The organism is Promicromonospora sp. NPDC060204, from assembly GCF_042728455.1.
Classification (GTDB): domain Bacteria; phylum Actinomycetota; class Actinomycetes; order Actinomycetales; family Cellulomonadaceae; genus Promicromonospora.
On record NZ_JBHWZO010000040.1, the window covers coordinates 1 to 20,597 of the forward strand.

22 protein-coding genes are annotated in these 20,597 nt (G+C 72.3%); 10 read left to right on the forward strand and 12 right to left on the reverse strand.

Going from position 1 to position 20,597, the window contains the following annotated elements; genetic code table 11:
• Positions 1 to 47 precede the first annotated feature (47 nt).
• Both ACFWEJ_RS07625 and ACFWEJ_RS07630 read right to left on the reverse strand, forming a co-directional pair.
• Positions 48 to 593 (reverse strand): hypothetical protein, encoded by a 546-nt coding sequence (locus ACFWEJ_RS07625; protein ID WP_377228595.1) that lies wholly within the window; start codon positions 591 to 593, stop codon positions 48 to 50.
• Between the two features lie 192 nt (positions 594 to 785).
• Entirely contained in the window at positions 786 to 1,409 is a 624-nt protein-coding gene (locus ACFWEJ_RS07630) for a prepilin peptidase (protein ID WP_377228596.1), read from the reverse strand.
• 109 nt (positions 1,410 to 1,518) lie between these two features.
• Between ACFWEJ_RS07630 and ACFWEJ_RS07635 the strand changes: the two genes are divergently transcribed.
• Together ACFWEJ_RS07635 and ACFWEJ_RS07640 are read left to right on the forward strand one after the other, a co-directional pair.
• The gene (locus tag ACFWEJ_RS07635) at positions 1,519 to 1,866 is read left to right on the forward strand and encodes a type II toxin-antitoxin system RelE/ParE family toxin (RefSeq protein WP_377228597.1); all 348 of its coding nucleotides are present in this window, start codon (positions 1,519 to 1,521) and stop codon (positions 1,864 to 1,866) included.
• On the forward strand, positions 1,859 to 2,176 hold the full coding sequence (locus tag ACFWEJ_RS07640; RefSeq protein ID WP_377228598.1) for a helix-turn-helix domain-containing protein: 318 nt from the start codon (positions 1,859 to 1,861) through the stop codon (positions 2,174 to 2,176). The genes ACFWEJ_RS07635 and ACFWEJ_RS07640 overlap by 8 nt, the downstream gene beginning before the upstream one ends.
• Here the strand turns inward: ACFWEJ_RS07640 and ACFWEJ_RS07645 are convergent.
• Positions 2,158 to 3,324 (reverse strand): glycosyltransferase family 4 protein, encoded by a 1,167-nt coding sequence (locus ACFWEJ_RS07645; RefSeq protein ID WP_377228599.1) that lies wholly within the window; start codon positions 3,322 to 3,324, stop codon positions 2,158 to 2,160. The genes ACFWEJ_RS07640 and ACFWEJ_RS07645 overlap by 19 nt on opposite strands.
• 81 nt (positions 3,325 to 3,405) lie before the next feature.
• Between ACFWEJ_RS07645 and ACFWEJ_RS07650 the strand changes: the two genes are divergently transcribed.
• The gene (locus tag ACFWEJ_RS07650) at positions 3,406 to 3,849 is read left to right on the forward strand and encodes an aromatic ring-opening dioxygenase LigA (RefSeq protein ID WP_377228600.1); all 444 of its coding nucleotides are present in this window, start codon (positions 3,406 to 3,408) and stop codon (positions 3,847 to 3,849) included.
• Here ACFWEJ_RS07650 and ACFWEJ_RS07655 read toward each other — a convergent pair.
• The gene (locus ACFWEJ_RS07655; RefSeq protein ID WP_377228601.1) at positions 3,846 to 4,490 is read right to left on the reverse strand and encodes a hypothetical protein; all 645 of its coding nucleotides are present in this window, start codon (positions 4,488 to 4,490) and stop codon (positions 3,846 to 3,848) included. The two genes, ACFWEJ_RS07650 and ACFWEJ_RS07655, sit on opposite strands and share 4 nt — an antisense overlap.
• Positions 4,491 to 4,501: 11 nt before the next feature.
• Positions 4,502 to 6,130, reverse strand: coding sequence for a PspC domain-containing protein (locus ACFWEJ_RS07660; protein WP_377228602.1), 1,629 nt, complete (start codon positions 6,128 to 6,130; stop codon positions 4,502 to 4,504).
• Between the two features lie 136 nt (positions 6,131 to 6,266).
• On the opposite strand from ACFWEJ_RS07660, the gene ACFWEJ_RS07665 reads away from it, so the two are divergent.
• Positions 6,267 to 7,769: a PspC domain-containing protein gene (locus tag ACFWEJ_RS07665; protein ID WP_377228603.1), complete on the forward strand. Its 1,503-nt coding sequence runs from the start codon at positions 6,267 to 6,269 to the stop codon at positions 7,767 to 7,769.
• Positions 7,766 to 8,461: a response regulator transcription factor gene (locus ACFWEJ_RS07670; protein ID WP_285101140.1), complete on the forward strand. Its 696-nt coding sequence runs from the start codon at positions 7,766 to 7,768 to the stop codon at positions 8,459 to 8,461. The genes ACFWEJ_RS07665 and ACFWEJ_RS07670 overlap by 4 nt, the downstream gene beginning before the upstream one ends.
• Before the next feature lie 70 nt (positions 8,462 to 8,531).
• Here ACFWEJ_RS07670 and cobA read toward each other — a convergent pair whose 3' ends face one another.
• The 3 genes from cobA to ACFWEJ_RS07685 are packed head-to-tail and all read right to left on the reverse strand — an operon-like array spanning position 8,532 to position 12,401.
• Positions 8,532 to 9,806 (reverse strand): uroporphyrinogen-III C-methyltransferase, encoded by a 1,275-nt coding sequence (gene cobA, locus ACFWEJ_RS07675; RefSeq protein WP_377228604.1) that lies wholly within the window; start codon positions 9,804 to 9,806, stop codon positions 8,532 to 8,534.
• Positions 9,799 to 10,659 carry a phosphoadenylyl-sulfate reductase gene (locus ACFWEJ_RS07680; RefSeq protein WP_377228605.1) on the reverse strand — a complete coding sequence of 287 codons (861 nt, stop codon included), beginning with the start codon at positions 10,657 to 10,659 and terminating at the stop codon, positions 9,799 to 9,801. The genes cobA and ACFWEJ_RS07680 overlap by 8 nt, the downstream gene beginning before the upstream one ends.
• Positions 10,656 to 12,401, reverse strand: coding sequence for a nitrite/sulfite reductase (locus ACFWEJ_RS07685; protein ID WP_377228606.1), 1,746 nt, complete (start codon positions 12,399 to 12,401; stop codon positions 10,656 to 10,658). Before ACFWEJ_RS07685 ends, ACFWEJ_RS07680 begins: the two co-directional genes overlap by 4 nt.
• Positions 12,402 to 12,970: 569 nt before the next feature.
• Here ACFWEJ_RS07685 and ACFWEJ_RS07690 point away from each other — a divergent pair.
• Together ACFWEJ_RS07690 and ACFWEJ_RS07695 are read left to right on the forward strand one after the other, a co-directional pair.
• The gene (locus tag ACFWEJ_RS07690; RefSeq protein WP_377228607.1) at positions 12,971 to 13,783 is read left to right on the forward strand and encodes an immunity 53 family protein; all 813 of its coding nucleotides are present in this window, start codon (positions 12,971 to 12,973) and stop codon (positions 13,781 to 13,783) included.
• A gap of 127 nt (positions 13,784 to 13,910) precedes the next feature.
• Positions 13,911 to 14,264 (forward strand): hypothetical protein, encoded by a 354-nt coding sequence (locus ACFWEJ_RS07695; protein ID WP_377228608.1) that lies wholly within the window; start codon positions 13,911 to 13,913, stop codon positions 14,262 to 14,264.
• Between the two features lie 31 nt (positions 14,265 to 14,295).
• Here ACFWEJ_RS07695 and ACFWEJ_RS07700 read toward each other — a convergent pair whose 3' ends face one another.
• The gene (locus tag ACFWEJ_RS07700; RefSeq protein WP_377228609.1) at positions 14,296 to 15,138 is read right to left on the reverse strand and encodes an arylamine N-acetyltransferase; all 843 of its coding nucleotides are present in this window, start codon (positions 15,136 to 15,138) and stop codon (positions 14,296 to 14,298) included.
• A 61-nt stretch (positions 15,139 to 15,199) separates the two neighbouring features.
• Between ACFWEJ_RS07700 and ACFWEJ_RS07705 the strand changes: the two genes are divergently transcribed.
• On the forward strand, positions 15,200 to 15,685 hold the full coding sequence (locus ACFWEJ_RS07705) for a DUF456 domain-containing protein (RefSeq protein WP_377228610.1): 486 nt from the start codon (positions 15,200 to 15,202) through the stop codon (positions 15,683 to 15,685).
• Between the two features lie 142 nt (positions 15,686 to 15,827).
• Here ACFWEJ_RS07705 and ACFWEJ_RS07710 read toward each other — a convergent pair whose 3' ends face one another.
• Positions 15,828 to 16,397 (reverse strand): PaaI family thioesterase, encoded by a 570-nt coding sequence (locus ACFWEJ_RS07710; protein ID WP_377228611.1) that lies wholly within the window; start codon positions 16,395 to 16,397, stop codon positions 15,828 to 15,830.
• 24 nt (positions 16,398 to 16,421) lie between these two features.
• Here ACFWEJ_RS07710 and ACFWEJ_RS07715 point away from each other — a divergent pair, with 24 nt between their 5' ends.
• The gene (locus ACFWEJ_RS07715; protein ID WP_377228612.1) at positions 16,422 to 18,473 is read left to right on the forward strand and encodes a prolyl oligopeptidase family serine peptidase; all 2,052 of its coding nucleotides are present in this window, start codon (positions 16,422 to 16,424) and stop codon (positions 18,471 to 18,473) included.
• Positions 18,474 to 18,532: 59 nt separating this feature from the next.
• Here ACFWEJ_RS07715 and ACFWEJ_RS07720 read toward each other — a convergent pair whose 3' ends face one another.
• Together ACFWEJ_RS07720 and ACFWEJ_RS07725 are read right to left on the reverse strand one after the other, a co-directional pair.
• Complete coding sequence (locus tag ACFWEJ_RS07720) at positions 18,533 to 18,691, reverse strand: hypothetical protein (RefSeq protein ID WP_377228613.1); 159 nt, start codon at positions 18,689 to 18,691, stop codon at positions 18,533 to 18,535.
• 1 nt (position 18,692) lies between these two features.
• Entirely contained in the window at positions 18,693 to 19,937 is a 1,245-nt protein-coding gene (locus ACFWEJ_RS07725; protein WP_377228614.1) for a glycosyltransferase family 2 protein, read from the reverse strand.
• Between the two features lie 156 nt (positions 19,938 to 20,093).
• On the opposite strand from ACFWEJ_RS07725, the gene ACFWEJ_RS07730 reads away from it, so the two are divergent.
• Entirely contained in the window at positions 20,094 to 20,573 is a 480-nt protein-coding gene (locus ACFWEJ_RS07730) for a GNAT family N-acetyltransferase (RefSeq protein WP_377228615.1), read from the forward strand.
• Positions 20,574 to 20,597 lie beyond the last annotated feature (24 nt).

Below are 20,597 nucleotides of genomic sequence, written 5' to 3' on the forward strand. Positions count from 1 at the left end.
CCTTTCCGGGGCGGGGCCGCAGTTCTTTTCCCTGGTGTCTCTCCCGGTCAGGAGATCGCGAACGAGTTCGCCCGGTCGTTGAAGCTGCCGAGGTTGTTGTCGCGGTCGATGAAACCGGTCGCCGCGCCGCTCTTGGCATTTCCGTCGAAGAGCCGCACGTCGCAGTGGTTGTACGTCTTCACGGCGCTCACGGCGTTCTGGTACGTGCCGAGGTTCGCACCGCCCTCGTTGTCGCCGGTGCCGCTGGAGCACCCGTAGCTGTACGCCGGGTTGAAGACGACCACGCGCCACCCCCCGAACTCGGCGTGCTGGAACAGCTCGGCCACCACGAGGCCGTCGCCGGGCGCGCCGCTCTGGCACCCGAACGTCCCGTCCCGCACCGCGCAGTAGTACGTCGCCGTGACGGACGCGGGCGCCGCCGCCAGGTCCTCCACCAGCACCGGCGCGGCCGACCCGACCTCCTGGACCTGCACCCCGGCGGCACCCGCGCCGTCGGCCGTCCCTGCCACGGCGGGCGTTGCCGCCCCGAGCGCCACCACCATGAGCGCCCCCGAGACCACGGCGGTCAGGCGGGTGCGGGAACTGCGCTTCACCTTGTCTGCGTACCTCATGAGAAATCCCCCATGTCAGCCGGCGACGCTGTTGTCGCCGGTCATAGAAGGACGAGGATTTCACCCGCACGCTGATACCCGGAAAGCAGTTTTCGCCGCATTGTTGACCGGTTATCGGACGTTATTCGGTGAAATCACTGAGATCCCGTTTGCCGGTAAAGCGGCGGGTTCGGATCAGGCGGTGAGGCGGACCCAGGTCAGGCCGATCGCGGTGCCGAGCAGCAGGTACGGGCCGAACGCGATGCCCGACTTCCAGCCGGCTCGGCGGCCGAGCAGCAGCACGATCGCGACCAGGCCGGCCACGAGGTGCGCGGCGAAGACGCCGACCAGGAGCGTGGCCCACGAGTGCCACGTGAGGAACGCGCCCAGGCTCAGCGAGAGCTTGACGTCGCCGTACCCGATCCCGCCGCGCGGGGACACCAGGTACAGCACCTGGTAGAGCGCGAAGAACGCGATCCCGCCCAGCGCCGCGCGGCCGAGGTCGCCCCACGACCCGGTGCCGAGGGCGGCCACGGCGAGCAGTACCGCCGTCGCCCAGGTCAGGGGGAACACCAGCGCGTCGGGCAGCCGGTGGGTGTGCGCGTCGATCACCCCGAGCGCCGCGCCCGCGACCGCGAGCACCAGGTAGGCGGGCGTGAGCCAGCCCGGCCCGCTCGCCCAGACGGCCCACACCGCGGCGATCACGGCGACAACGCCGATGCTCCGCGCCCAGGGCGTCACCTCGGCCCGCGCCCGCCGGTAGTGCCGGACGGCGAAGGGTTCGACCGGGCTCGTCGGGGCCGGTTCGGAGGGGCTCACCCGGGGAGGCTATCGGCGGGGCCCTCGCTGCGCAGCGCAACGTGGGTACCGGGAACCTCTGGACCGTAGAACTTCTGCGATCTAGAATACTTACGTTCTAGAATGCGACATGCCTTGGGAAGTCCTCTTGCACCCGGAAGTAGAGCGATTCGTCCTCGCTCTCGATGACTCCGCCTACGACCTGGTCTCAGCCCGCGTCGAACTGCTCGTCGAGCACGGGCCGCAGCTCGGGCGGCCATCGGTTGATCGAGTCTCGGGAGGAGCCGTGCACAAGATGAAGGAGCTACGGGCCGACACCGTCCGGATACTCTTCGTCTTCGACCCGGAGCGCAGGGCGTGCCTCCTGGTCGGCGGCGACAAGGCTGGGTCGTGGAATGCGTGGTATCCACCGGCGATCGCGCTTGCAGAGAGGCGATACTCGGAGTGGTTGGCGAGCGGAAGGATGAGCGATGACTGAGTCCTACAGCACGTGGCGAGACGTCAAGGCCCGGCGGCCGACAACTCCGGAGCGTGAAGCAGCCGCGCGTGAGCGGAGCGACCGCGAGATCACCGCATACCGGCTCGCGCAGATCCGGGCGGACCAGAAGATGACGCAGGCCGTCGTCGGAGAAGCGATGGGCGTCTCCCAGCGTCGAGTGTCCGCGATCGAGCATGGTGACGTCTCGCGGAGCGAGCTCGGGACGATCGAGGCGTATGTCGCGGCGCTCGGGGGCCGCATCCGTATCGTCGCGGACTTCGGCGACCGGACCTACGACCTCTCGGTCTGACGCGCCAGCGTCGCCGCCTCTGCGTAGGCCCGGTCCGTCGTGGCCAGGACGTCCGGCCAGTCCACGCCCGCCGGCGGCGTCGCCGCGGCCAACAGCAGCCGGTCGAGCAGGTCGGGCTCGGCCGCGAGCCGCACGAGCGCGGCGGTCAGCGCGACGTCGTCGGGCACCAGGAGGCCGGTGGCGCCGTCGACGACACGCTCGGCCAGGCCCGACCGGGAGTGGGCGATCACGGTCAGCCCCGCGGCCTGCGCCTCCAGCGCGGCGATCCCGAAGGCCTCGTCGGAGGAGGGCGCGGCGTACACGTCGGCCCGCGCGTACAGCCGCTTGAGCTCGGTGGCGGTGAGGCGGCCGGGCAGGGAGACGACGTCGCGCAGGCCGTGCTCCGCGACGAACTTCCGGGCGGCGGCGCGTTCCGGGCCGTCGCCGGCGAGCGTCACGAACAGTGCACCCTCGGGGAGCCGGCCGACGGCCTCGGCGATCGCGGCCAGCAGCGGGAGCATGCGCTTGCGGGGCGCGAACCGCGCGGCCGAGACCACGTGCACGGCCGCACCCTCGGGCCGGTCCCCGCGTTCGGTGCGCGGCACCCGCCAGGCGGCGAGGTCGATGCCGTTGGGCAGGATCGCGACGTCGGCCCCGGGGCGCAGCAGCCGGCGCAGGGGTTCGGCCGTCATCTCGCTGACCGCCGACCAGCGCACGGGCCAGCGGGACCAGCCCGCCGCGGCGTCGGCGGCCGCGAAGAGGCGCGACGCGTTGCCCCACACGCTGTGCACGGTCAGCACCGCGGGCAGCCCCAGCCGGGTCACGGGCCGCAGCGCGCCCTGCGCCGTGGGGGCGAGCACGCCCATGTGCAGGTGCACGACGTCGGGTCGCTCGCCCCGGTCGATCGCCGCCCGCAGGCGGGTGGTCACGTGCGCGGTGGAGCGGGGGTGGATCGGCCAGCGGCCCGGGATCCGCGCCGCGATCCGGTGCACGACGACGCCGTCCTCGACGGCGGTGCTCACCCCGTGCGCGCCGGGCGCCGCGGGGGTGGTCGTGACGACCTCGACGTCGTGCCCGGCCGCGACCTGCTGCGCGGCCAGGCGGCTCACCTGGGACTCGATCCCGCCCAGCAGCGGAAGGTACGTGTCGGACACGTGGGTGATGCGCACGCCCGCCATCCTCGCACCCGGCGGTCCTCCTGCCTGGTGCTACGCCGCGCGCGGCGGGTGGTCCGTACTTAGCGTTGCGGGATGAGCGACTACACGAAAGTCCCCGTCAAAGGGGTCAAGGGTGCTGGTGTGTTCGTCATCGTCGCCGCGATCATCATGATCGTGGCGGGGATCGCCGTGTGGATTCTCGTCGCGACGCAGCTCTCGGCAGAGAAGATCACCGTCTCCGACGACTCCACGTTCATGGGAGGCGTCTTTGCAGGTCAGCAGGTGCAGGGACCGCTCACGGCCTACGCCCAGGCGGACATCATCAACCACCACGCCCTCGAGGCGTCCGGCGGGGCGACCTACGCCGAGCTGGCACAGGACGACCCCGTCCGCGACACCGTGATGGACGCGTCGTTCCTGCGCGCGTCGCTGTTCACCTCGGTGGTCGCGTTCGGGGTCTGTGCCCTGGTGGTCGGGCTCGGGATCGTCCTGGGCGTGATCGGGGGAGCACTGCAGAGACTGGCCCGGACCCCCTAGCGCCGTCGGACGCTGGAGATCACGGAACCGGCGACGAGGATCACGCCCGCGGCGCCGAGCAGCACGATCAGGGCCGCGCCCAGGTCGAACACGACGCCGGCCGCCACCGCGAGGATCCCCAGCCCGACCGCGATCACGATCAGGCCCCACACCGCCGTCCCCACGCGCGGGCCGCGCTTGGGGGCGGCGGCCTGCGCGGGCTGGACCGCCTGGGTGGGGTGGGCCGGCCCGTGTTGGGCCGGCGCGGGCTGCGTCGCGGCCGGGCCGTTGCCCGACGGCGGAGGGGTCGCCCCCGGCGTCGAGGTCGCCCCGGGCGCCGGCTCGCGCAGGGGCGCGAGGGGGTCGGAGTCGTCCCGCACGGGGGCGTCGTGGACCTCGGCCGCCGCGGCCTCGGCCTCGACCCGCGCCGCGGCGATGCCGTAGGCGGGGTGCACCTCGCCCTCCGGCGCGGCGGCCTCGGGCTCGCGCCCGGAGTCGTCCAGCGTGATCTTCTGGGTGGGCGGGGTGGCCTGGGCCGGCAGCACCTGGGTGGTGTCCGGGTCGTTCGTGGTCTTCTGGTCCATGTTCTCGCTCGTGTCCTGGCCCTCGGGCCCGCCGGGGGTCTCGCTCGGGTTCTTCCGGTCGTTCGTCTGGTCAGTCATGGCGTGCTCCTTCAGTTGCTCTCGGAGACGATGACCTCGCCCGCGCCGGCCTCGATGTCGAGGCTGAGCACGGCGCCCTCGTCGCCGACTGCGTCGCTGGCGAAGTAGTTGTCGGAGCCGACGCCGCTCGTGGAGCGGTTCTGGTCGTCGACGTTCCACTGGACGACCCCGGCGGCGACGTAGGCGTTCGCCTCGACCGCCACGTCCTTCGGCACGATCACGGAGGTCTGGCCCGCGCCGAGCTGGATGGGCACCACGACGGGGTCGCCGGGCTCGACCCGGGACAGGTTGAGCTCCGACAGGTCGATGGTCGGGTCGCCCCACTGCACGTAGAAGCCGTTCTCGGCCTCGCGCAGCGTCTGGACGGCGATCGTGCCCTCGGTGAGGGTGGCGGCGTCCGGGTTGTCGTTCTCGGTGATGATGCCCTCGATGTGCCGACTGCTCACCACGGCGTCGTCGACCCACCGCGGTCCGGCGGTGCCGGCGATGCCCACGTAACCGACCCCGAACACCAGGGCCACGATGGCGAAGAAGCCGAGCCAGCCGCTGGTGCGGCCGCGCAGACCCGAGACGAGGATCGCGATGCCCAGCGCCACGGTGCCGATCCCCAGCCAGGCGGCCAGGAGCGTCGCGCCGCCGTCGAGGTAGCCGCCGCCGCCCAGACGCTCTGCCGCCAGGAGCAGCGCGCCCGCCAGCAGGATCACGCCGAGCGTGATGCCGACGGCGGCGGCGCCTGGGCCGCGCGACGTCCGCACCCGGGGCGCGGCGTAGACCGGCTGCGGCGGGAGCGCCGCCGTCGGGGCCGGGCGGTACGGCGACTGCAGGGACTGGCCCTGGTGCCGGGGACCAGCGCCGGTCGCGTAGACCAGGCCCTCGGTGCGGCGGTAGTCGACCTGCGGCGCGGGCGTGAACGGGGCGGTGGTGCCGGACTGAGCGCCCGGGGTCGGGGTACCCGGCGTCGGGGTGCCGACGTGGGTGCCCGGCGTGGGCGCTCCCGGCGTCGGCGCACCCGGCGCGCCGGGGGCGTTGCCCTGGCTCCGGGCCACGTTGTTGTCCCGGGCCCGCTGCACGCCCTGCACGATGAGGTAGAGCGTCACGCCCAGGACCGCCAGCCAGAAGAGGATGACGAGCCAGTGCCAGCCGCCGTCGTCCCACCAGCCCAGCGGACCGCCCCACGAGAAGCCGATGAGGAACACGGCCACGGCGCCGAGCATGGCGACGTCGAAGTTGCCGCGGACCGCCTCCTGCAGGTGGATGCGGCCGTCGCGCTCGGGGAGCAGCGCCCAGCCCACCCCGTACAGGACGAGGCCGAGGCCGCCGAGGAAGAAGCTGACGATCAGCAGGCCGCGGACCAGCAGCGGGTCCCAGCCGATGCGCTCGGCGAGTCCGCCGGCGACGCCGCCCACCCAGCGCTGGTCGGAACGCGGGAACAGGCCGCGGCGGATCGAGGCGAAGAAGCCCGTCTCCGGGTACGGCCGCTGCCCGGGGGCGACGGGTGCAGGGCCGGTGTTCGGGTCGGCGGCTGCGTCGGGTGCGGGGGTGGACGCGGGGTCCACCGGGTCCGGGCCGACAGACCTGGCGTCGGCCGGGCCACCCGGTTCTCTCGTGGCGTCCTCGGGACGCGTCTCGTCGGTGCTCATGACATCCATGCTTGTCGACCGGCGGCCGATGCGGCATCGGGACCTGCCCTGAACCGACCCTGGTTACCCCCGCGCAGGACCCTGAGATCCCGGCTCAGCCATGTTCAGGGGCCAGAGGACATGTGACGATCAGGGTGTGAACCAAAGACTCACCCTCCGCAGACCCGGCAAGGCCGGGCCGGGACACAGCGGCCGCTGGCTGGCCGGCGTGGCCGCCGGCCTGGCCGCGCACACCGGCCTGCCGGTGTGGCTGGTCCGGATCGCGTTCGTCGTGCTCACCGGGTTCGCCGGGGCCGGGGCGGTCGCCTACGTCTTCTGGTGGGTGACGATTCCCGCGGGTGTGCCGACCGTGCCCGTCGCCGCGGTGCCGACCGACCGCGCCCGGCTCGCGCCGCGGCTGACCACCGACGCGGACGCCGACGCCGGCGCGCAGGAACGCAACGCCCCCTCTCTCGCCGAGCGCATGCGCCTGTCCGGGCCGGTCTCCCGGCTCGCGGCACGCGACATCTGGCTCGGCGTGGCCCTGCTGTCCGGCGCGGCGCTGCTCGTCGCGTACCGCGCGGGGTGGGACCCGGTCGCCTCCTGGGTGCTGCCCGCCCTCATCGGCCTCGGCGGCGTGGCCCTGGCCTGGAGCCAGATCGACGCGACCGACCGCGACCGCTGGGTCGGCGGGTCGGGCACCGGCTCGCTCCTGCGCTCGCGGACGGCGCTGCTGCGTCTGGCCGGCGGCGTGGTGCTGACCATGCTCGGCGTGCTGATGCTCGTGGGCCAGGACACGCCCGTGAGCGTGCTGATGCAGGCCACCGTCGCGTCGGTCGCGATGGTGGCGGGCCTCGTGCTCGTGTCGGTGCCCTGGTGGATCCGGCTCGTGCGGCAGCTCGGCGACGAGCGCGCCGCCCGCGCCCGCGAGTCCGAGCGCGCCGACATCGCCGCCCACCTGCACGACTCCGTGCTCCAGACCCTCGCCCTGATCCGGGCCCAGGCGAACGACCCTGAGGCCGTCTCCCGCATGGCCCGCGCCCAGGAGCGCGAGCTGCGCGGCTGGCTCTACGACGACCGGCAGGAGCCGGGCACGTCCGTGGCCGCCGAGCTGAAGGACCTGGTCGCGGAGATCGAGGACGCCGTGGCTCCGCTCACCGTGGAGACCGTGGTCGTGGGCGACTGCCCGCCCACCGAGTGCACCGCCGCGCTGCTCCAGGCCGCGCGCGAGGCGATGCTCAACGCGTTCAAGCACGGCAAGCCGCCCGTGTCGGTGTACCTCGAGGTCTCGGACCACGTGGCCGAGGTGTTCGTCCGCGACCGGGGCGAAGGGTTCGACCTCGACGAGATCGCGGTCGACCGGTTCGGCGTCCGCGAGTCGATCCTCGGGCGGGTCCGCCGGCGTGGCGGCACCGCCGAGGTCGTCAGCCGGGAAGGATGGGGCACCGAGGTCCGGCTGCGGATGCCGCTGGAGAAGCCCGCGAACGGCGAACGCCGGCCCGCGAACGGCGACCGGAAGCCGGCCAACGGCGACCGCAAGCCGGCGAACGGTGACCGGAAGCCCGCGAACAGCGAGAAGAAGACCGAGAAGAACGGCAGGGCGCAGGCCGCGACGGCCCCCGACGCCGTGCCCACCACAGCGGAAGGTGCGACGAGATGACAACCCAGGCGACGGCGTCGGGCGGCGGGCTGGTGCCGCTCCCGGTACCGGTGGTGCTCGTGGACGACCACCACCTGTTCCGCACGGGCGTGCGCGCCTCGCTGGACGACCGCGTGACCGTGGTCGGCGAGGCCTCCGACGTCGACACGGCCGTGGCGCAGGTGCACGAGCACCGCCCGCCCGTGGTGCTGCTCGACGTGCACCTGCCCGGCGGCAACGGCGGCGGCGGCGCCGAGGTGGTGCAGCGGTGCGCCGACCTGCTGACCGACGGCGTGCGGTTCCTCGCGCTGTCCGTGTCCGACGCCGCGGAGGACGTCGTCTCCGTCATCCGGGCGGGTGCCCGCGGCTACGTCACCAAGAACATCGCGCCGTCGGAGCTGTCGTCCGCGGTGGTGCAGGTCGCAGGCGGCGACGCCGTGTTCTCGCCGCGGCTGGCCGGGTTCGTGCTGGACGCGTTCGGCGCGTCCGCGAACGACATCGCCGTGGCCGACGACGAGCTCGACCGCCTCTCGAAGCGCGAGCAGGAGGTCATGCGGCTCATCGCGCGCGGGTACTCGTACCGCGAGGTGGCGAGCGAGCTGTTCATCTCGATCAAGACGGTCGAGACGCACGTCAGTGCGGTGCTCCGCAAGCTGCAGCTCAGCTCCCGCTACGAGCTGACCCGCTGGGCGGTGGCCCGCCGCCTGCTGTGACGTTCCGTTGAGTGCTGGGTATTTGCGGGTTGATGGCCTTCGCGCCGACAAATACCCAGCACTCAACGAGCTAGAGGGGCGGCCAGGACGGGGACAGGCGGACTACGTCGCCTATCACGATGATGGCCGGGGGTTTCACGTTCGCCGCCGCTGCGCGGGCCGCGATCGTCGCGAGCGTGCCGATCGTGACGCGTTGGCGAGGGCCGTAGCCGTCCTCGACCACGGCGGCCGGGGTGTCGGCCGGGCGGTCGGCGGTGATCAGGGCTGCCGCCGTGTCGGCCAGGTGGGTCACGCCCATGAGCAGCACGAGCGTGTGGTCCGGTCCGCCGGGCACCTGCGCGGCGCCGTCGTGCCCGGTCAGGACGCTGAAGCCGCGGGCGACGCCGCGGTGGGTCACCGGGATGCCGACGGCCGCCGGCACGGAGACCGCCGACGTCACGCCCGGCACGACCTCGACCTCGACGTCCGCCGCGCGGCACGCCGCGAGCTCCTCCCCGCCGCGGCCGAACACGTACGGGTCGCCGCCCTTGAGGCGGACGACGTCGCGGCCCGCCTTCGCGTGCTGGACCAGCAGCGCGTTGATCTCGTGCTGCGGCACCGGGTGGTTGCCGCTCGTCTTGCCGACGTCGATCACCTCGACCTCGGGCGCGAGCTCGTCGAGCAGGGCGCGCGGGCCGAGGCGGTCGACGACCACGACGTCGGCCTGGGCCAGGACCGCGCGGCCGCGCGCCGTGATGAGGCCGGTGTCGCCCGGGCCGCCGCCGACGAGCCAGACGCGGCCGGGAACGGAACCGTCCGCCCCTGCACCGCCCCGGGGTCGTTGCCGCCGCAGCGGCATTGCGCCCGACTGGAGCTGGCCCGCGACCGCGTCCCGGATCGCCCGCGCACGCCGCGGGTCCCGGCCGGCGGTCACCGCGACGGTCACCTCGGCGCCGTCGGTCAGGGTGGTGCGGGCGACCGCCGGGACCCACGCACTGCCCACGGACGCGTCGCCCGCGGTGACGCAGAAGATCCGGGCGCGCTCGGCGTCGTCGGCCACCTGCTGGTCGGTCGCGGCCGAACCCGTGGCTGTGTGCGCGAGCCAGGCGCCGTCGAGGTCGCCCGAGCGGTACTCGCGCCGGACCCACTCCACGGTTCCCGGCTGCGGCTCGTCGTCCGAGGACTCCGAAGCGACGGCGATTCCCTGCTCGCCGAGCACGGCGTGCGGAGCGACCACGCGCACCCGCGCTCCGGCGTCGAGGAGCGAGCGGACCCGGCGCGCTGCCACGGGCCCGCCGCCGACCACGACGACGAGCCGCCCGGCGACCTGGAGCCCCAGGGGATAGATCTGTGCGGCGTCAGACATGGAGACCACACTCGTCCTTGTCGCGCCCGGCCCAGCGGCCCGAGCGCGCGTCCTGCCCCGGCAGCGGCCGCGCGGTGCACGGCTCGCAGCCGACCGACGGGTAGCCGTCGGTCAGGAGCGGGTTCACGATCAGCCCGTGCTCGGCGGCGTACGCGGCGACCTGGTCGTCCGTCCACGCCGCGATCGGGTTGATCTTCACCACGCCGTTGCGCTCGTCCCAGGACACGAGGGGCGCGTTGGCCCGCGCCGCCGTCTCCTCGCGGCGCACGCCGGTGGCCCACGCCTCGTAGCCCTCCAGCGCCTTCTTCATCGGCGCGACCTTGCGCATGGCGCAGCAGGCCTCGGGGTCGGTGTCGTGCAGCCTGGGTCCGTAGGCGGCGTCCTGCTCGGCCACGGTCAGCTCGGGGCGCACGTCCACGACGTTGACGTCCAGCTCGATCTCGACGGCGCCCCGGGTGCCCAGGGTCTCCGCGAAGTGGTAGCCGGTGTCGCCGAACAGCACGTCGACGAACGGGAGCTGCTGCGCCACCAGGTGCGACAGCACGGTGTCCTGCATCGAGGAGGCCACGGCCATCCACGGCCCGAACTCGCGCACGGCCCAGGCGATGACCGCCTCGGCGTCGGCCTCGGGGCTGCCGGTGGAGGCGTGGAGCTGGGCCTGCCCGCGCTCGACGACGGCCCGCAGCTCCTCCGGCGTCCGACGGCGGCGCGTGGCCCGGGCGTCCCGGCGCGCGTCGCGGGTGCTCTCGCGGGCGGCGGCGCGGGCACGGACCCGCGCGAGGCGCGGGTTCTCGCCGGCGCCGACCCCGGAGAGCGTGACGGACGACGTCGGCGCCTCGTTGAGGGCCGTCATCGGAGGGCCTCCTCGTCGGCGCGGTGCGCCCACTGGGCGAACGTCTCGTCGCCCTCGTGGTCGGCGTCGAACCGGCGCACGACCCGCTCCACGTAGTCGCCGATGCCGTCGGCGGTCACCTTGAGCCCGCGCACGGTGCGCCCGAGCCCGGCGTCGTCCCGCTCCGTCGAGGCCAGACCGCCGCCCAGGTGCACCTGGAAGCCGGGCACCTGGTTGCCGTCGTCGTCCATGACGAGCTGGCCCTTGAGGCCGATGTCGGCGGTCTGGATCCGCGCGCAGGAGTTGGGGCAGCCGTTGACGTGCAGGCTCAAGGGCTTGAGGTTCGACAGGTCCCCGAGGCGCTCCTCCAGCTGGGTGATCGCCGCGGCCGACGTCGCCTTGGTCTCGACGATCGCGAGCTTGCAGTACTCGATGCCCGTGCAGGCGATGGTGTTGCGGCGGAACGGGCTCGGCCGGGCCTGGAGACCCAGCTCGGCCAGGCCGGTGATCAGGGGCTCGACCTGCTCCTGCGCGACGTCGAGGACCAGCAGCTTCTGCTGCGGCGTCAGGCGGACGCGGCTGCTGCCGTGCGTCTCGGCGAGGTCGGCCAGCCGGGCCAGGGTCTCGCCCGAGACCCGGCCGACCGTCGGCGCGGCGCCCACGTAGAACCGGCCGTCGTGCTGCTCGTACACCCCGACGTGGTCGCCGCGCTCGTCCAGCCCCAGCGAGGCGGGCGACGGCGGGGCGACGCCCTCGGGCAGCTCGTAGCCCAGGTACTCGTCCTGCAGCACCTGGCGGAACTTGTCCACGCCCCAGTCGGCGAGCAGGAACTTCAGGCGCGCCTTGTTGCGCAGCCGGCGGTAGCCGTAGTCGCGGAAGATCCGCACCACGCCGTGCCAGACGTCGGGCGCCTGCTCCTCGGTGACGAACACGCCGAGGCGCTCCGCGAGGCGCGGCGCCGTCGACAGCGCGCCGCCCACCCACAGGTCGTAGCCGATGCCGAGCTCGGGGTGGTCCACGGCGACGAACGAGATGTCGTTGATCTCGTGCACGACGTCGAGGCTGGGGTGGCCGGTGATCGCCGACTTGAACTTGCGCGGCAGGTTGGCCAGGGCGGGATCGCCGATGAAGCGCTCCTGGATCTGCTCGATCACGGGCGTCGGGTCGATCAGCTCGTCCTTCGCGACGCCGGCGACCGGGCTGCCGAGGATGACGCGCGGCACGTCGCCGCAGGCCTCGGTGGTGCTCAGCCCCACGGCCTCCAGCCGCCGCCAGATCTCCGGCACCGACTCGACCTCGATCCAGTGCAGCTGGAGGTTCTGCCGGTCGGTGATGTCCGCCGACCCCCGGCCGAACTCCGTGCTGATGCCCGCGATGGTGCGCAGTTGCTCGGTGGACAGGGCGCCGCCGTCGATGCGAACGCGCAGCATGAAGAACTTGTCCTCGAGCTCGTGCGGCTCGAGCTGGGCGGTGCGGCCGCCGTCGATCCCGGGCTTGCGCTGCGTGTACAGGCCCCACCAGCGGAACCGGCCGTGCAGGTCGTCGCCGGGGATCGAGTCGAAGCCGTCCTTGGCGTAGATGCGCTCGATGCGGTCGCGCACCTCCAGCGGGTCGGACTCCTGCTTGAACTCCTCGTTGTGGTTCAGCGGCGCGGTCCCGTCGACCTTCCACTGGCCGTTCGGCCGGGCGGGGCGCTTCGACGTCGTGGGCGTGCGCCGTGCAGGGGTGCGGGTCTCGGGCGGGGTGGGGGCCGTGTTCACCATGTGCGGGGTCCTGTTCGGTGCGGGGCGCGCGGGCGTGGAGCGTGCTGGGGGAGTGGTGCGCGTCGTGCGGGCACAAGAAGCCGGTTCCCGGGGATGACCAGGGACTCAGCGCTGCGGGCCGGCGGCGCGCGCTGACCTTGCAGGGGCGAGGGGCGCGTCAGGGCTGACAGCTGCGACAGCGGTCGCAGGCACAGGTCGGCATGGCACACATGGGCATCTCGTGACGCCGTGTCACGAGGGAGATGCGCGCTGCCTTGGTCATGGCGAAGACCGTAACCGCGGGTTCGGAAGGGCGGAAGACCATGTCCATATAGTGGATGTCTATCGAGTGCATCAATGTTGCCTATGCATTTCCCTACCTAAACGGTCGGGAAACTGCCGCGGACACTGTCGTCCGGTCCCGGGTGCCGAGGTCGGCAGGTTGCGCGCGGCGCCCTTCCGGGTCGGCAGTTGGCATCGAGGTCGGCACAGGCCTGTGCCGACCTCGACGCAGAGTGCCGACCTCGCAGGAGATTGCCGAATGGGCCGGACTTGTACCTTGAGCCTGACTCGTCGAGAGCGGAGGGCTCATGTCTCACCTGAAGGCATTGCAGGACTGGTATGCCCTGATGTCTGACGGCGACTGGGAGCACGAGTTCGGCGTCAGCGTGGACACGATCGACAATCCCGGCTGGACCGTCTCGATCGACCTTGAGCGGACGCCGTTGGAGGGTCGGGGGTGCGACGTCGAAATGGAGTACGCCGATGGGGAGTGGCTCCATATCGTGTGCGACGGAAAGCGGTTCAAGGCCGCGTGCGGCCCGCGTTCACTCGATCGTGCCATCGCGACGTTTCTCTGGTTTGCCGACCTGGATTCGGAACTGACCTCTCAGCAGCGCGCGGAACGAGGTGCGCGGGGAGAGCCCGTTCCCTCGCTCGGCAACGGCGATCGGCCTGATCCGAGAAGCACTGCGGGGGCGCGGTCGAGTCGGGACCTCTTCTCGGTCGCGAAAGGCGGTGTCCAGGACAAGTCGTGGTTTCTCACCGTGACCGAGGATGCGGACGAGTCATTCGTGCTGCGCCTTGAGTCTCCCGCGGGCCAGTTCTGGGAGGCCGCGGCTCCGGATGCCTGGCATGCGCTGCGAGCGTTGCGGGAGCAGGTCGAACCGCTCGGCTATCGGCTCTGCTGCGCCGGTGCACGGGTGGATGCCTATGTGTCGGGGATGTCGATCTCGATGTCCGCCGGCTCGCTCGTGTATCTGCTGCACCGGTGGCGGAAGCCGCGGTCCAGGCATCTGGTCGAGATCTTCTCGTACGCCCCGCCCGGCAAAGTGGGTTCCGTCGCGGAGCAGGACCGTTTCTTCGAGGAGTGGAGGCGGCGCTGGTGGATGCGGATCTTCTAGTGCGACCCGAGACGGGCGCGATGCCTTGACGGGCCCGGTAGGGCCAGGCTCGTGAAAATTGTCACTAACGCCCCGGGCGCTCGGATTTCAGGTGGTTCGGACCCCCGCCGCGGATAGGCTGCCGACCATGGAGTTCCTCTACAACGTCTTCGTGTTCCTGCACTTCGCGAGCTGGGCGCTCGTCTTCGGCGGCTCGATCGCGTCGCTGCGGACCAAGGCCCTCTACAAGGGTGTCTCGCACGGTGCCATGGGAGCCGTCGTCGCGGGCGTCATCATGGTCGGCATCGCCGAGATGGGCGGCCTCTGGGACGACGGCGGCCCGTCGATGGCGAAGATCGGCGTCAAGCTGATCATCGCGCTCGCCGTCGCGGTGCTGGCCGTCCTCGCGGTGCGCAAGGGCGAGAACGTGTCGCAGGGCCTCAAGGGCTCCGTGCTCGGGCTCACCCTGGTGAACATCGCGGTCGCGGTGTTCTGGAACTGATACCGAGCGCGCACCGGGCGGGCCGGCGCCGCTAGCGCGTCGCCAGCCAGTCGCGGTGCGCCGCCAGGCTGCGGTCGAACAGTCCCCGCAGGGCGTCGTCGTCGACGCCCTGCAGCATGATGCCCAGCGTCCGCAGCCCGTCGCGCCAGTCGTCGTACGCCGTGAGCTCGACCTGCTCGGCGCGTGACCCGGTCCGCGTGAACTGGCAGCCGCGCAGCGTCTCCGCGGCGTCGGGCAGACGGCGTTGCACCACCAGCTTGCGGGCGTACGCCCCGCCGTCCGGCGCGGTCAGGCGGCGATGGGCGGCGTCCGCCTGCTCGGGCGTGAGCGCCTCGTCGAAGAGGTCGACGGCGCCGAAGCTGCCCTGGGCGTCGTGGTGGAACGTCCAGCCGTCGTCGCGCACCTCCAGCCGGTAGGTGAACGGGCCCTGCCGGTACTCGCCCGCGACCAGGGGCAGCGGCTCGTGCAGCCCGTCGCCGCAGCCGACGTCGGGCCACCAGACGCCGCCCGGGTTCTCGTCGGACGGCAGGCCGCGCACGGTCAGCGCCAGGTGCCCGACGTGCAGGTCCCGGCGCTCCGCCTCGTCGTCCCAGTTGTGGCCCCATGCCGGGACGACGTCGTAGCCGAGCGCCCGCAGCGCCGTCGTCATGACGCCGTTGTGGTGGAAGCAGTAGCCCGCGTTGCCGCCCGCCGCCAGTCGCGCCAGGGTCGACGTCGCGTCGATGGGCGGCGGGTCGCCGAGCATGGTGTGCAGGTTTTCGTACGGGATGCGCTCGGCGTGCCGCCGGTGGATCTCGAACAGCGTCCCGACCGTCGCCGGGGGCCGCGCCTCCAGGCCCAGCCTGGCCAGGTAGCCGGCCGCCTCGTGCTTCATGGCGAGCAGGATATCCGCCGGGCTCCGTGTCCGATTTGCACCAACAGGCTAGTGTGCGGCCGTGGACGTATGGGCAGAGGTACTCGTCGGTGTCGCAATCCTGGTCGGGCTGATCGGCATCGTCGTTCAGGTGTTGCCCGGCGCCGTGCTCGTGCTGGGCGGCATCCTCGTGTGGGCCATCTTCACGGGCGGCGTCCAGGCGTGGGTCGTGTTCGGCATCGCCGCCGTCGCCATCGCCGTCGCCGAGGTGTTCCAGTGGATCCTCGCCGGCAAGCACATGCGCAAGGCCGAGGTGCCCGTGCTGACCCTCGCCGTGGGCGGCATCGCGGGCATCGTCGGCTTCTTCGTGCTGCCCGTGATCGGCCTGTTCCTGTTCTTCGTCGCCGCGATCTTCCTGCTGGAGTGGGCGCGCCGCCGGGACGTGTCGGCCGCCTGGTCCGCCACCAAGGCCGCCGTCCAGGCCACGCTGATCACGATCGGCGTCCAGCTCGTGGGCTCGCTGATCGCGACGGGCGCGTGGGTGGTCGGCCTCTTCATCACGGGCTGACGCGACCCCACGGCTGACTCGGCCGGCCGCGGCCCGCGTCGCCGCGAAGGTGCGCTTCTACCCAGTAATTGGGCCCGAAAACAGCGTGATTACGGGCGCAATGACTGGGTAGAAGCGCACTTCGGGCCCGGGCCCACGTGCGTCAGGCCGTCGGCGTCGGGATGTCGAAGATCAGCAGCGTGCTCGACGCCGTCGCGACCACCGCACCCGTCGCGTCCCGCACCACGCCCTCCGTGAAGCCCACGCGGGAACCGGCCTTGACGACCGTGCCCTCGGCGGTGAGCGGTCCGCCGCCGCCGCGCACGGCCTTGACGTAGCTGACCTTGATCTCGATCGAGGTGTAGCCCTTGCCCTGCGGCAGCACCGACTGGATGGCGCAGCCGCAGACCGTGTCGAGCAGCGTGCAGAGCACGCCGCCGTGGATCGTGCCGATCGGGTTGTACCCGGACTCGTCGGGCGTGCACCGGAAGGTCACGCGCCCCTCCTCGACCTCGTCGATATCGAGGCCGAAGTGCGAGGCGATCGGCGGCGGCGGGATGAGGCCGTCGCGCATCCGGCGCAGGAACTCGACGCCTGACGTCAGCGGCGCCTCTGCCGCGGTCCGGAGGGGGTCGTACCAGGTCAGGTCACGGCTGCGCGGTGCGCCCCACGCCTCGTGCGCGCTCGTGGCCTCGTGAGCGCCGGGCGCGTCGGTCTGCTGTGTTTCGGACATGTTCGCAAGGGTAATGTCCGGGTCATGCAGGCAGCCGACCTTCCCCTGATCCGCACCGTCTCCCGGCCCGCCGTCCACCCGGACGGTACGTGGGCCGTCGTCGCCGTGACCCGGCCCGACCTGGAGGCCGACGCCGTCGTGGGCCAGCTCTGGCGCGTCCCCCTCGCCGCCCCGAGCGCCGCCCCGAGCGCCACCCCGGACGCCGCCACCAGCACCGGCCAGGGCACCGACACCGTCACCGACACGCCCCGCCGCCTCACCCGCGGCTTCCGCGACACCGAGCCGCGGTTCTCGCCCGACGGCGCCCTGGTCGCCTTCCTGCGCGCGCAGCCGCAGGGTGCCCCGCAGCTCTGGGTGCTCCCGGTCGCGGGCGGCGAGGCCGTGCAGGTCACGGACCGCACGCTCGGCGTGAGCGGCTTCCGCTGGTCGCCCGACGGGAAGCGGCTCGCGTTCCTGAGCCGTGAGCCCGAGCCGGGCCGCTACGGCTCGGTCGAGGGCATCGCGCCCGGGGCCGAGGGCCCGCGCCGCATCACGGAGTGGAGCTGGACGCGCAACGGCCTGGGCTACCACCGCGACCGCCCGCAGCACGTGTACCTCGTCGACGTGCCCGACGTCGACGCGGAGCCCGTGGTCCAGCCCGTCGCGACCCCGCAGGGCCCGGCCGAGCCGCGCCCCGCGGTACCGGAACCGCGCCGGGTGACCACGGACGACGTCGACCACGGCGGGATCGCCTTCACGCCCGACGGCCGCTCGATCGCCGTGCTCGCCGAGCGCGAGCAGGGCGCGGGCCAGGTGGGCCGCAGCATCCTGCGGGTGCTCCCGCTGGGCGAGGGCGCCGCCGGCGGCGGCTCCGAGGTGGAGCTCGGCACGCTCGGCCCGCAGGCGGTCGCGTTCGGCCCGGGCGGCGAGCTGTACGTGCTCGCCCAGGACCACGGCCCCGAGGGCAAGGACTTCGTGGCGCGCAACGCCGCCCTGTACGTGGTGTCCGCGTGGGCCGACCCGGAGCCCCGCCGGCTCACCGACCCGGAGACGCAGGAGCTGGGTCACGAGCCGGTGCCGCTGCCCGACGGCGGCGTGCTGCTCGTCCTTGCCACCCGGGGCACCCAGCAGGTGGTCAAGGTGTCCGACGACGGCACCACGACCCCGCTGACCGGCGGAGACGTGCTCGTCTCCGACATCGGCGTCGGGGGCGGCACCATCGCCGTCGCCTACGGCGACGCGGGCACCTACGGCGAGGTGGGCGTCGTCGCGGACGGCGGGATCCACCCCCGGACCGACTTCTCCGCACCGCTGCGCGCGGCCGGCGTCGTCACCCCCACCGAGCTGACCGTGACCGGACGCGACGGGTATCCCGTGCACGGCTGGGTCGCGGTGCCCGAGGGGACGGGCACGCACCCGACCCTGCTGATGATCCACGGCGGTCCCTACGCGTCCTACGACGTGCGGCTGTTCGACGAGACGCAGGTGCTGGTCGACGCCGGGTACGCCGTCGTCTACTGCAACCCGCGCGGCTCGGCCGGCTACGGGCAGGCACACGGCCGCACGATCAAGCAGGCCATGGGCACCGTGGACCTGCACGACGTGCTGGACTTCCTGGACGGCGCGGTCGCCGCGGACGGGCGGCTGGACGGGTCCCGCGTGGGTGTGCTCGGCGGCTCGTACGGCGGGTACCTCACGGCCTGGACCATCGCCCACGACCACCGGTTCGCGGGCGCCGTCGTGGAGCGCGGGTTCCTCGACCCTGAGGTGTTCTTCGGTACCAGCGACATCGGCTCGTTCTTCGGCCTGGAGTACGTGGGCGAGAAGCCCGAGCAGATCGCGGCGCAGTCGCCGCAGGCGGTGGCCGGGCAGGTGACGACGCCCACGCTCGTGCTGCACTCCGAGCTGGACCTGCGCTGCCCGCTGTCGCAGGCGGAGCGCTACTACTCGACGCTCAAGGGGAACGGGGTGGAGACGGAGCTGGTGGTCTTCCCCGGCGAGAACCACGAGCTGTCGCGGTCGGGACGCCCGCGGCACCGGCAGCAGCGGTTCGAGATCATCCTCGACTGGTGGCGGCGGTACCTGCCCGTCGCCTGACGCGAAAGGGTGCTCGCCACGGTGAGATCCGTGGCGAGCACCCTTGGGCTGTGCGGAGGTCACCCCTCCTTGCGGGGCACGATCCGTCGTACGGCCACCCCGGCCGCGACCAGCGCGAACGACGCCAGTGCGAGCCACAGCACGTTGTCGGGGCCCGTGGCGGCCAGGGCTGCCACGCCACCGCCTCCGATCGTGCTCAGTGCTGCTCCGTTGTACATGTCACCATCTCCTTTCTCGGTTCATCACGGTGTCCAGATATGCCTTTCCATGGCATGCCTGCAGAAAGAGGTCGAACGGCAGCTCGTAAAGCGTGGCGGCAATCATCTGCCTGACCGGTCCCCGGTCTCGCAGAGTGACAACACGTTCGACGACGAAAACGCCGGTCAGTGCCAGCCAGAACGGTTGGATGTTGAGTGATCCAAATGCCACGAGGGACCAGATGATCGTCGCCAGGTAGGCGGCGGTCACCAGGATTCCCAGCACGGACACCACCTGCCGACCCCAGTAGGGCGCGGTGACCCGGGTCAGTCCGTACTGGGCGCAGTTCTCGATCGCGCCCCGCTTCCACCGCAGGCGCTGGTTCCAGAGCTCCCGCCAGGTCGGCATCACCTCTGTCGTGAGCGTGCAGCCAGTGGGCGACAGGATCTTGTACCCGAGGTGCATCAGGGCGAACGAGATCTCGTTGTCCTCCGTCAGCACCGTCGTGTCGTAGATGCCGCCCTGCCCGTCGCCGGCCGGGATGTGGTGCGACAGCCGGGCCGCCCGGACGTGCCGGAGCGTGGAGACGCGGAACACCGCGGCGGTGCCGGTGACGACCAGGCACTTGCCCTTGAGCCGCCGTACGTCCCGCGCATAGCGCGCGTACTCGTTGCGCTGCAGGTGACCGACGAACCCTCCGCCGTCCTGACCACGGAAGACGCCTCCGACGGCCCCGAGCCGTTCGTCGGCGGCGAGGTGCGCGAGCGCGCTCTCGACGAAGCCGGGGTCCAGCACGCTGTCGGCGTCCTGCACCAGCACGAAGTCGTCGTCCCGCAGCCGGGGAAGCACGGTCGCCAGGGCCTGGTTGAGGGCCCCGGCCTTCTTGTGCCGGTTTCCGACCGTCTCGGTGACGTGGGCGCCCGTGCGCCGGGCGAGCTCGACCGTGTCGTCCGTCGAGTTGTCCGAGACGACCAGGATCTCGTCGGGCGGACGGGTCTGGTGGCCGAGGGCCGTGACGGTCTCGGTGATGCCCTCCGACTCGTTGTGCGCCGGGATCATCACCACGACGCGGCCGCTGGTCGGCCTGCTCGTCGAGGCCTTGGTGGGCACGGGACGGGACGGTGCCGGCCGACGAGTTTCTACGTGGGTCATGGCGATGCTCTCCCCGACGAGATCATGAATGGTGGGCGAAGAATGACCACAAAGCTTTTTCCGATGGCTCTCGGAATGCTTTTTGTGGGCTCTCTGAATGGCCGCTCCCAGCATGCTTCTCCGGGCTCAAGGCCCAGCCGAAGATCCTCAAGAAAGCCTCAAGGTCTCTCTTCGGGGTCTTGGGGCTCTTAGGAATTCGGGTGGGCAGCCGATCCCGGGCGGGGCGCCTCGGCACGACGCCCACGGGGCGGGGCGTGCGAGGATCGATGCGTGCAGATCATCACCGCCCCGCTCGCCCAGCTCGACGTCGCCATCGCCTACGGGGTCTGGAAGCTGCGTCAGGACGTCTTCGTCGTGGAGCAGGACTGCCCGTACCACGACCTCGACGGGCGCGACGTCGAGCCGGGCGCCGTGCAGGTCGTGCTGCTGGCCGAGGCCGCGCCCGACTCCGTGTCCGACGGTGGGACCCGCGTGCTCGGCACCGCCCGCGTGCTGGACGACGGCGACGTGTGGCGCATCGGCCGGGTCGCGCTGGCCAAGGAGGCCCGCGGCAAGGGCCTGTCCGACGACGTCATGCGCACGGCCCTGAAGTACGTCGACGAGGCCGGCGACGACCGCGACGTCGTGCTGGACGCCCAGTCGCCGCTGACGGGCTGGTACGGCAAGCACGGGTTCGTGGCGGACGGCGACGACTTCCTCGACGACGGCATCCCGCACACGCCGATGCGGCTGGTGCGCGTCCACGTCTGAGGGGCTCGAAAAGAGCTGGGCCGG

What these genes read in the sequence shown, in the direction of transcription:
- ACFWEJ_RS07725 (WP_377228614.1), bottom strand. Translation starts at nt 19,937, where the DNA reads ATGCTGGGAGCGGCCATTCAGAGAGCCCACAAAAAGCATTCCGAGAGC.
- ACFWEJ_RS07710 (WP_377228611.1), bottom strand. Translation starts at nt 16,397, where the DNA reads ATGTCCGAAACACAGCAGACCGACGCGCCCGGCGCTCACGAGGCCACG.
- ACFWEJ_RS07650 (WP_377228600.1), top strand. Translation starts at nt 3,406, where the DNA reads ATGAGCGACTACACGAAAGTCCCCGTCAAAGGGGTCAAGGGTGCTGGT.
- cobA (WP_377228604.1), bottom strand. Translation starts at nt 9,806, where the DNA reads ATGTCTGACGCCGCACAGATCTATCCCCTGGGGCTCCAGGTCGCCGGG.
- ACFWEJ_RS07720 (WP_377228613.1), bottom strand. Translation starts at nt 18,691, where the DNA reads ATGTACAACGGAGCAGCACTGAGCACGATCGGAGGCGGTGGCGTGGCA.
- ACFWEJ_RS07680 (WP_377228605.1), bottom strand. Translation starts at nt 10,659, where the DNA reads ATGACGGCCCTCAACGAGGCGCCGACGTCGTCCGTCACGCTCTCCGGG.
- ACFWEJ_RS07690 (WP_377228607.1), top strand. Translation starts at nt 12,971, where the DNA reads ATGTCTCACCTGAAGGCATTGCAGGACTGGTATGCCCTGATGTCTGAC.
- ACFWEJ_RS07640 (WP_377228598.1), top strand. Translation starts at nt 1,859, where the DNA reads ATGACTGAGTCCTACAGCACGTGGCGAGACGTCAAGGCCCGGCGGCCG.
- ACFWEJ_RS07700 (WP_377228609.1), bottom strand. Translation starts at nt 15,138, where the DNA reads ATGAAGCACGAGGCGGCCGGCTACCTGGCCAGGCTGGGCCTGGAGGCG.
- ACFWEJ_RS07695 (WP_377228608.1), top strand. Translation starts at nt 13,911, where the DNA reads ATGGAGTTCCTCTACAACGTCTTCGTGTTCCTGCACTTCGCGAGCTGG.
- ACFWEJ_RS07670 (WP_285101140.1), top strand. Translation starts at nt 7,766, where the DNA reads ATGACAACCCAGGCGACGGCGTCGGGCGGCGGGCTGGTGCCGCTCCCG.
- ACFWEJ_RS07635 (WP_377228597.1), top strand. Translation starts at nt 1,519, where the DNA reads ATGCCTTGGGAAGTCCTCTTGCACCCGGAAGTAGAGCGATTCGTCCTC.
- ACFWEJ_RS07685 (WP_377228606.1), bottom strand. Translation starts at nt 12,401, where the DNA reads ATGGTGAACACGGCCCCCACCCCGCCCGAGACCCGCACCCCTGCACGG.
- ACFWEJ_RS07655 (WP_377228601.1), bottom strand. Translation starts at nt 4,490, where the DNA reads ATGACTGACCAGACGAACGACCGGAAGAACCCGAGCGAGACCCCCGGC.
- ACFWEJ_RS07715 (WP_377228612.1), top strand. Translation starts at nt 16,422, where the DNA reads ATGCAGGCAGCCGACCTTCCCCTGATCCGCACCGTCTCCCGGCCCGCC.
- ACFWEJ_RS07660 (WP_377228602.1), bottom strand. Translation starts at nt 6,130, where the DNA reads ATGAGCACCGACGAGACGCGTCCCGAGGACGCCACGAGAGAACCGGGT.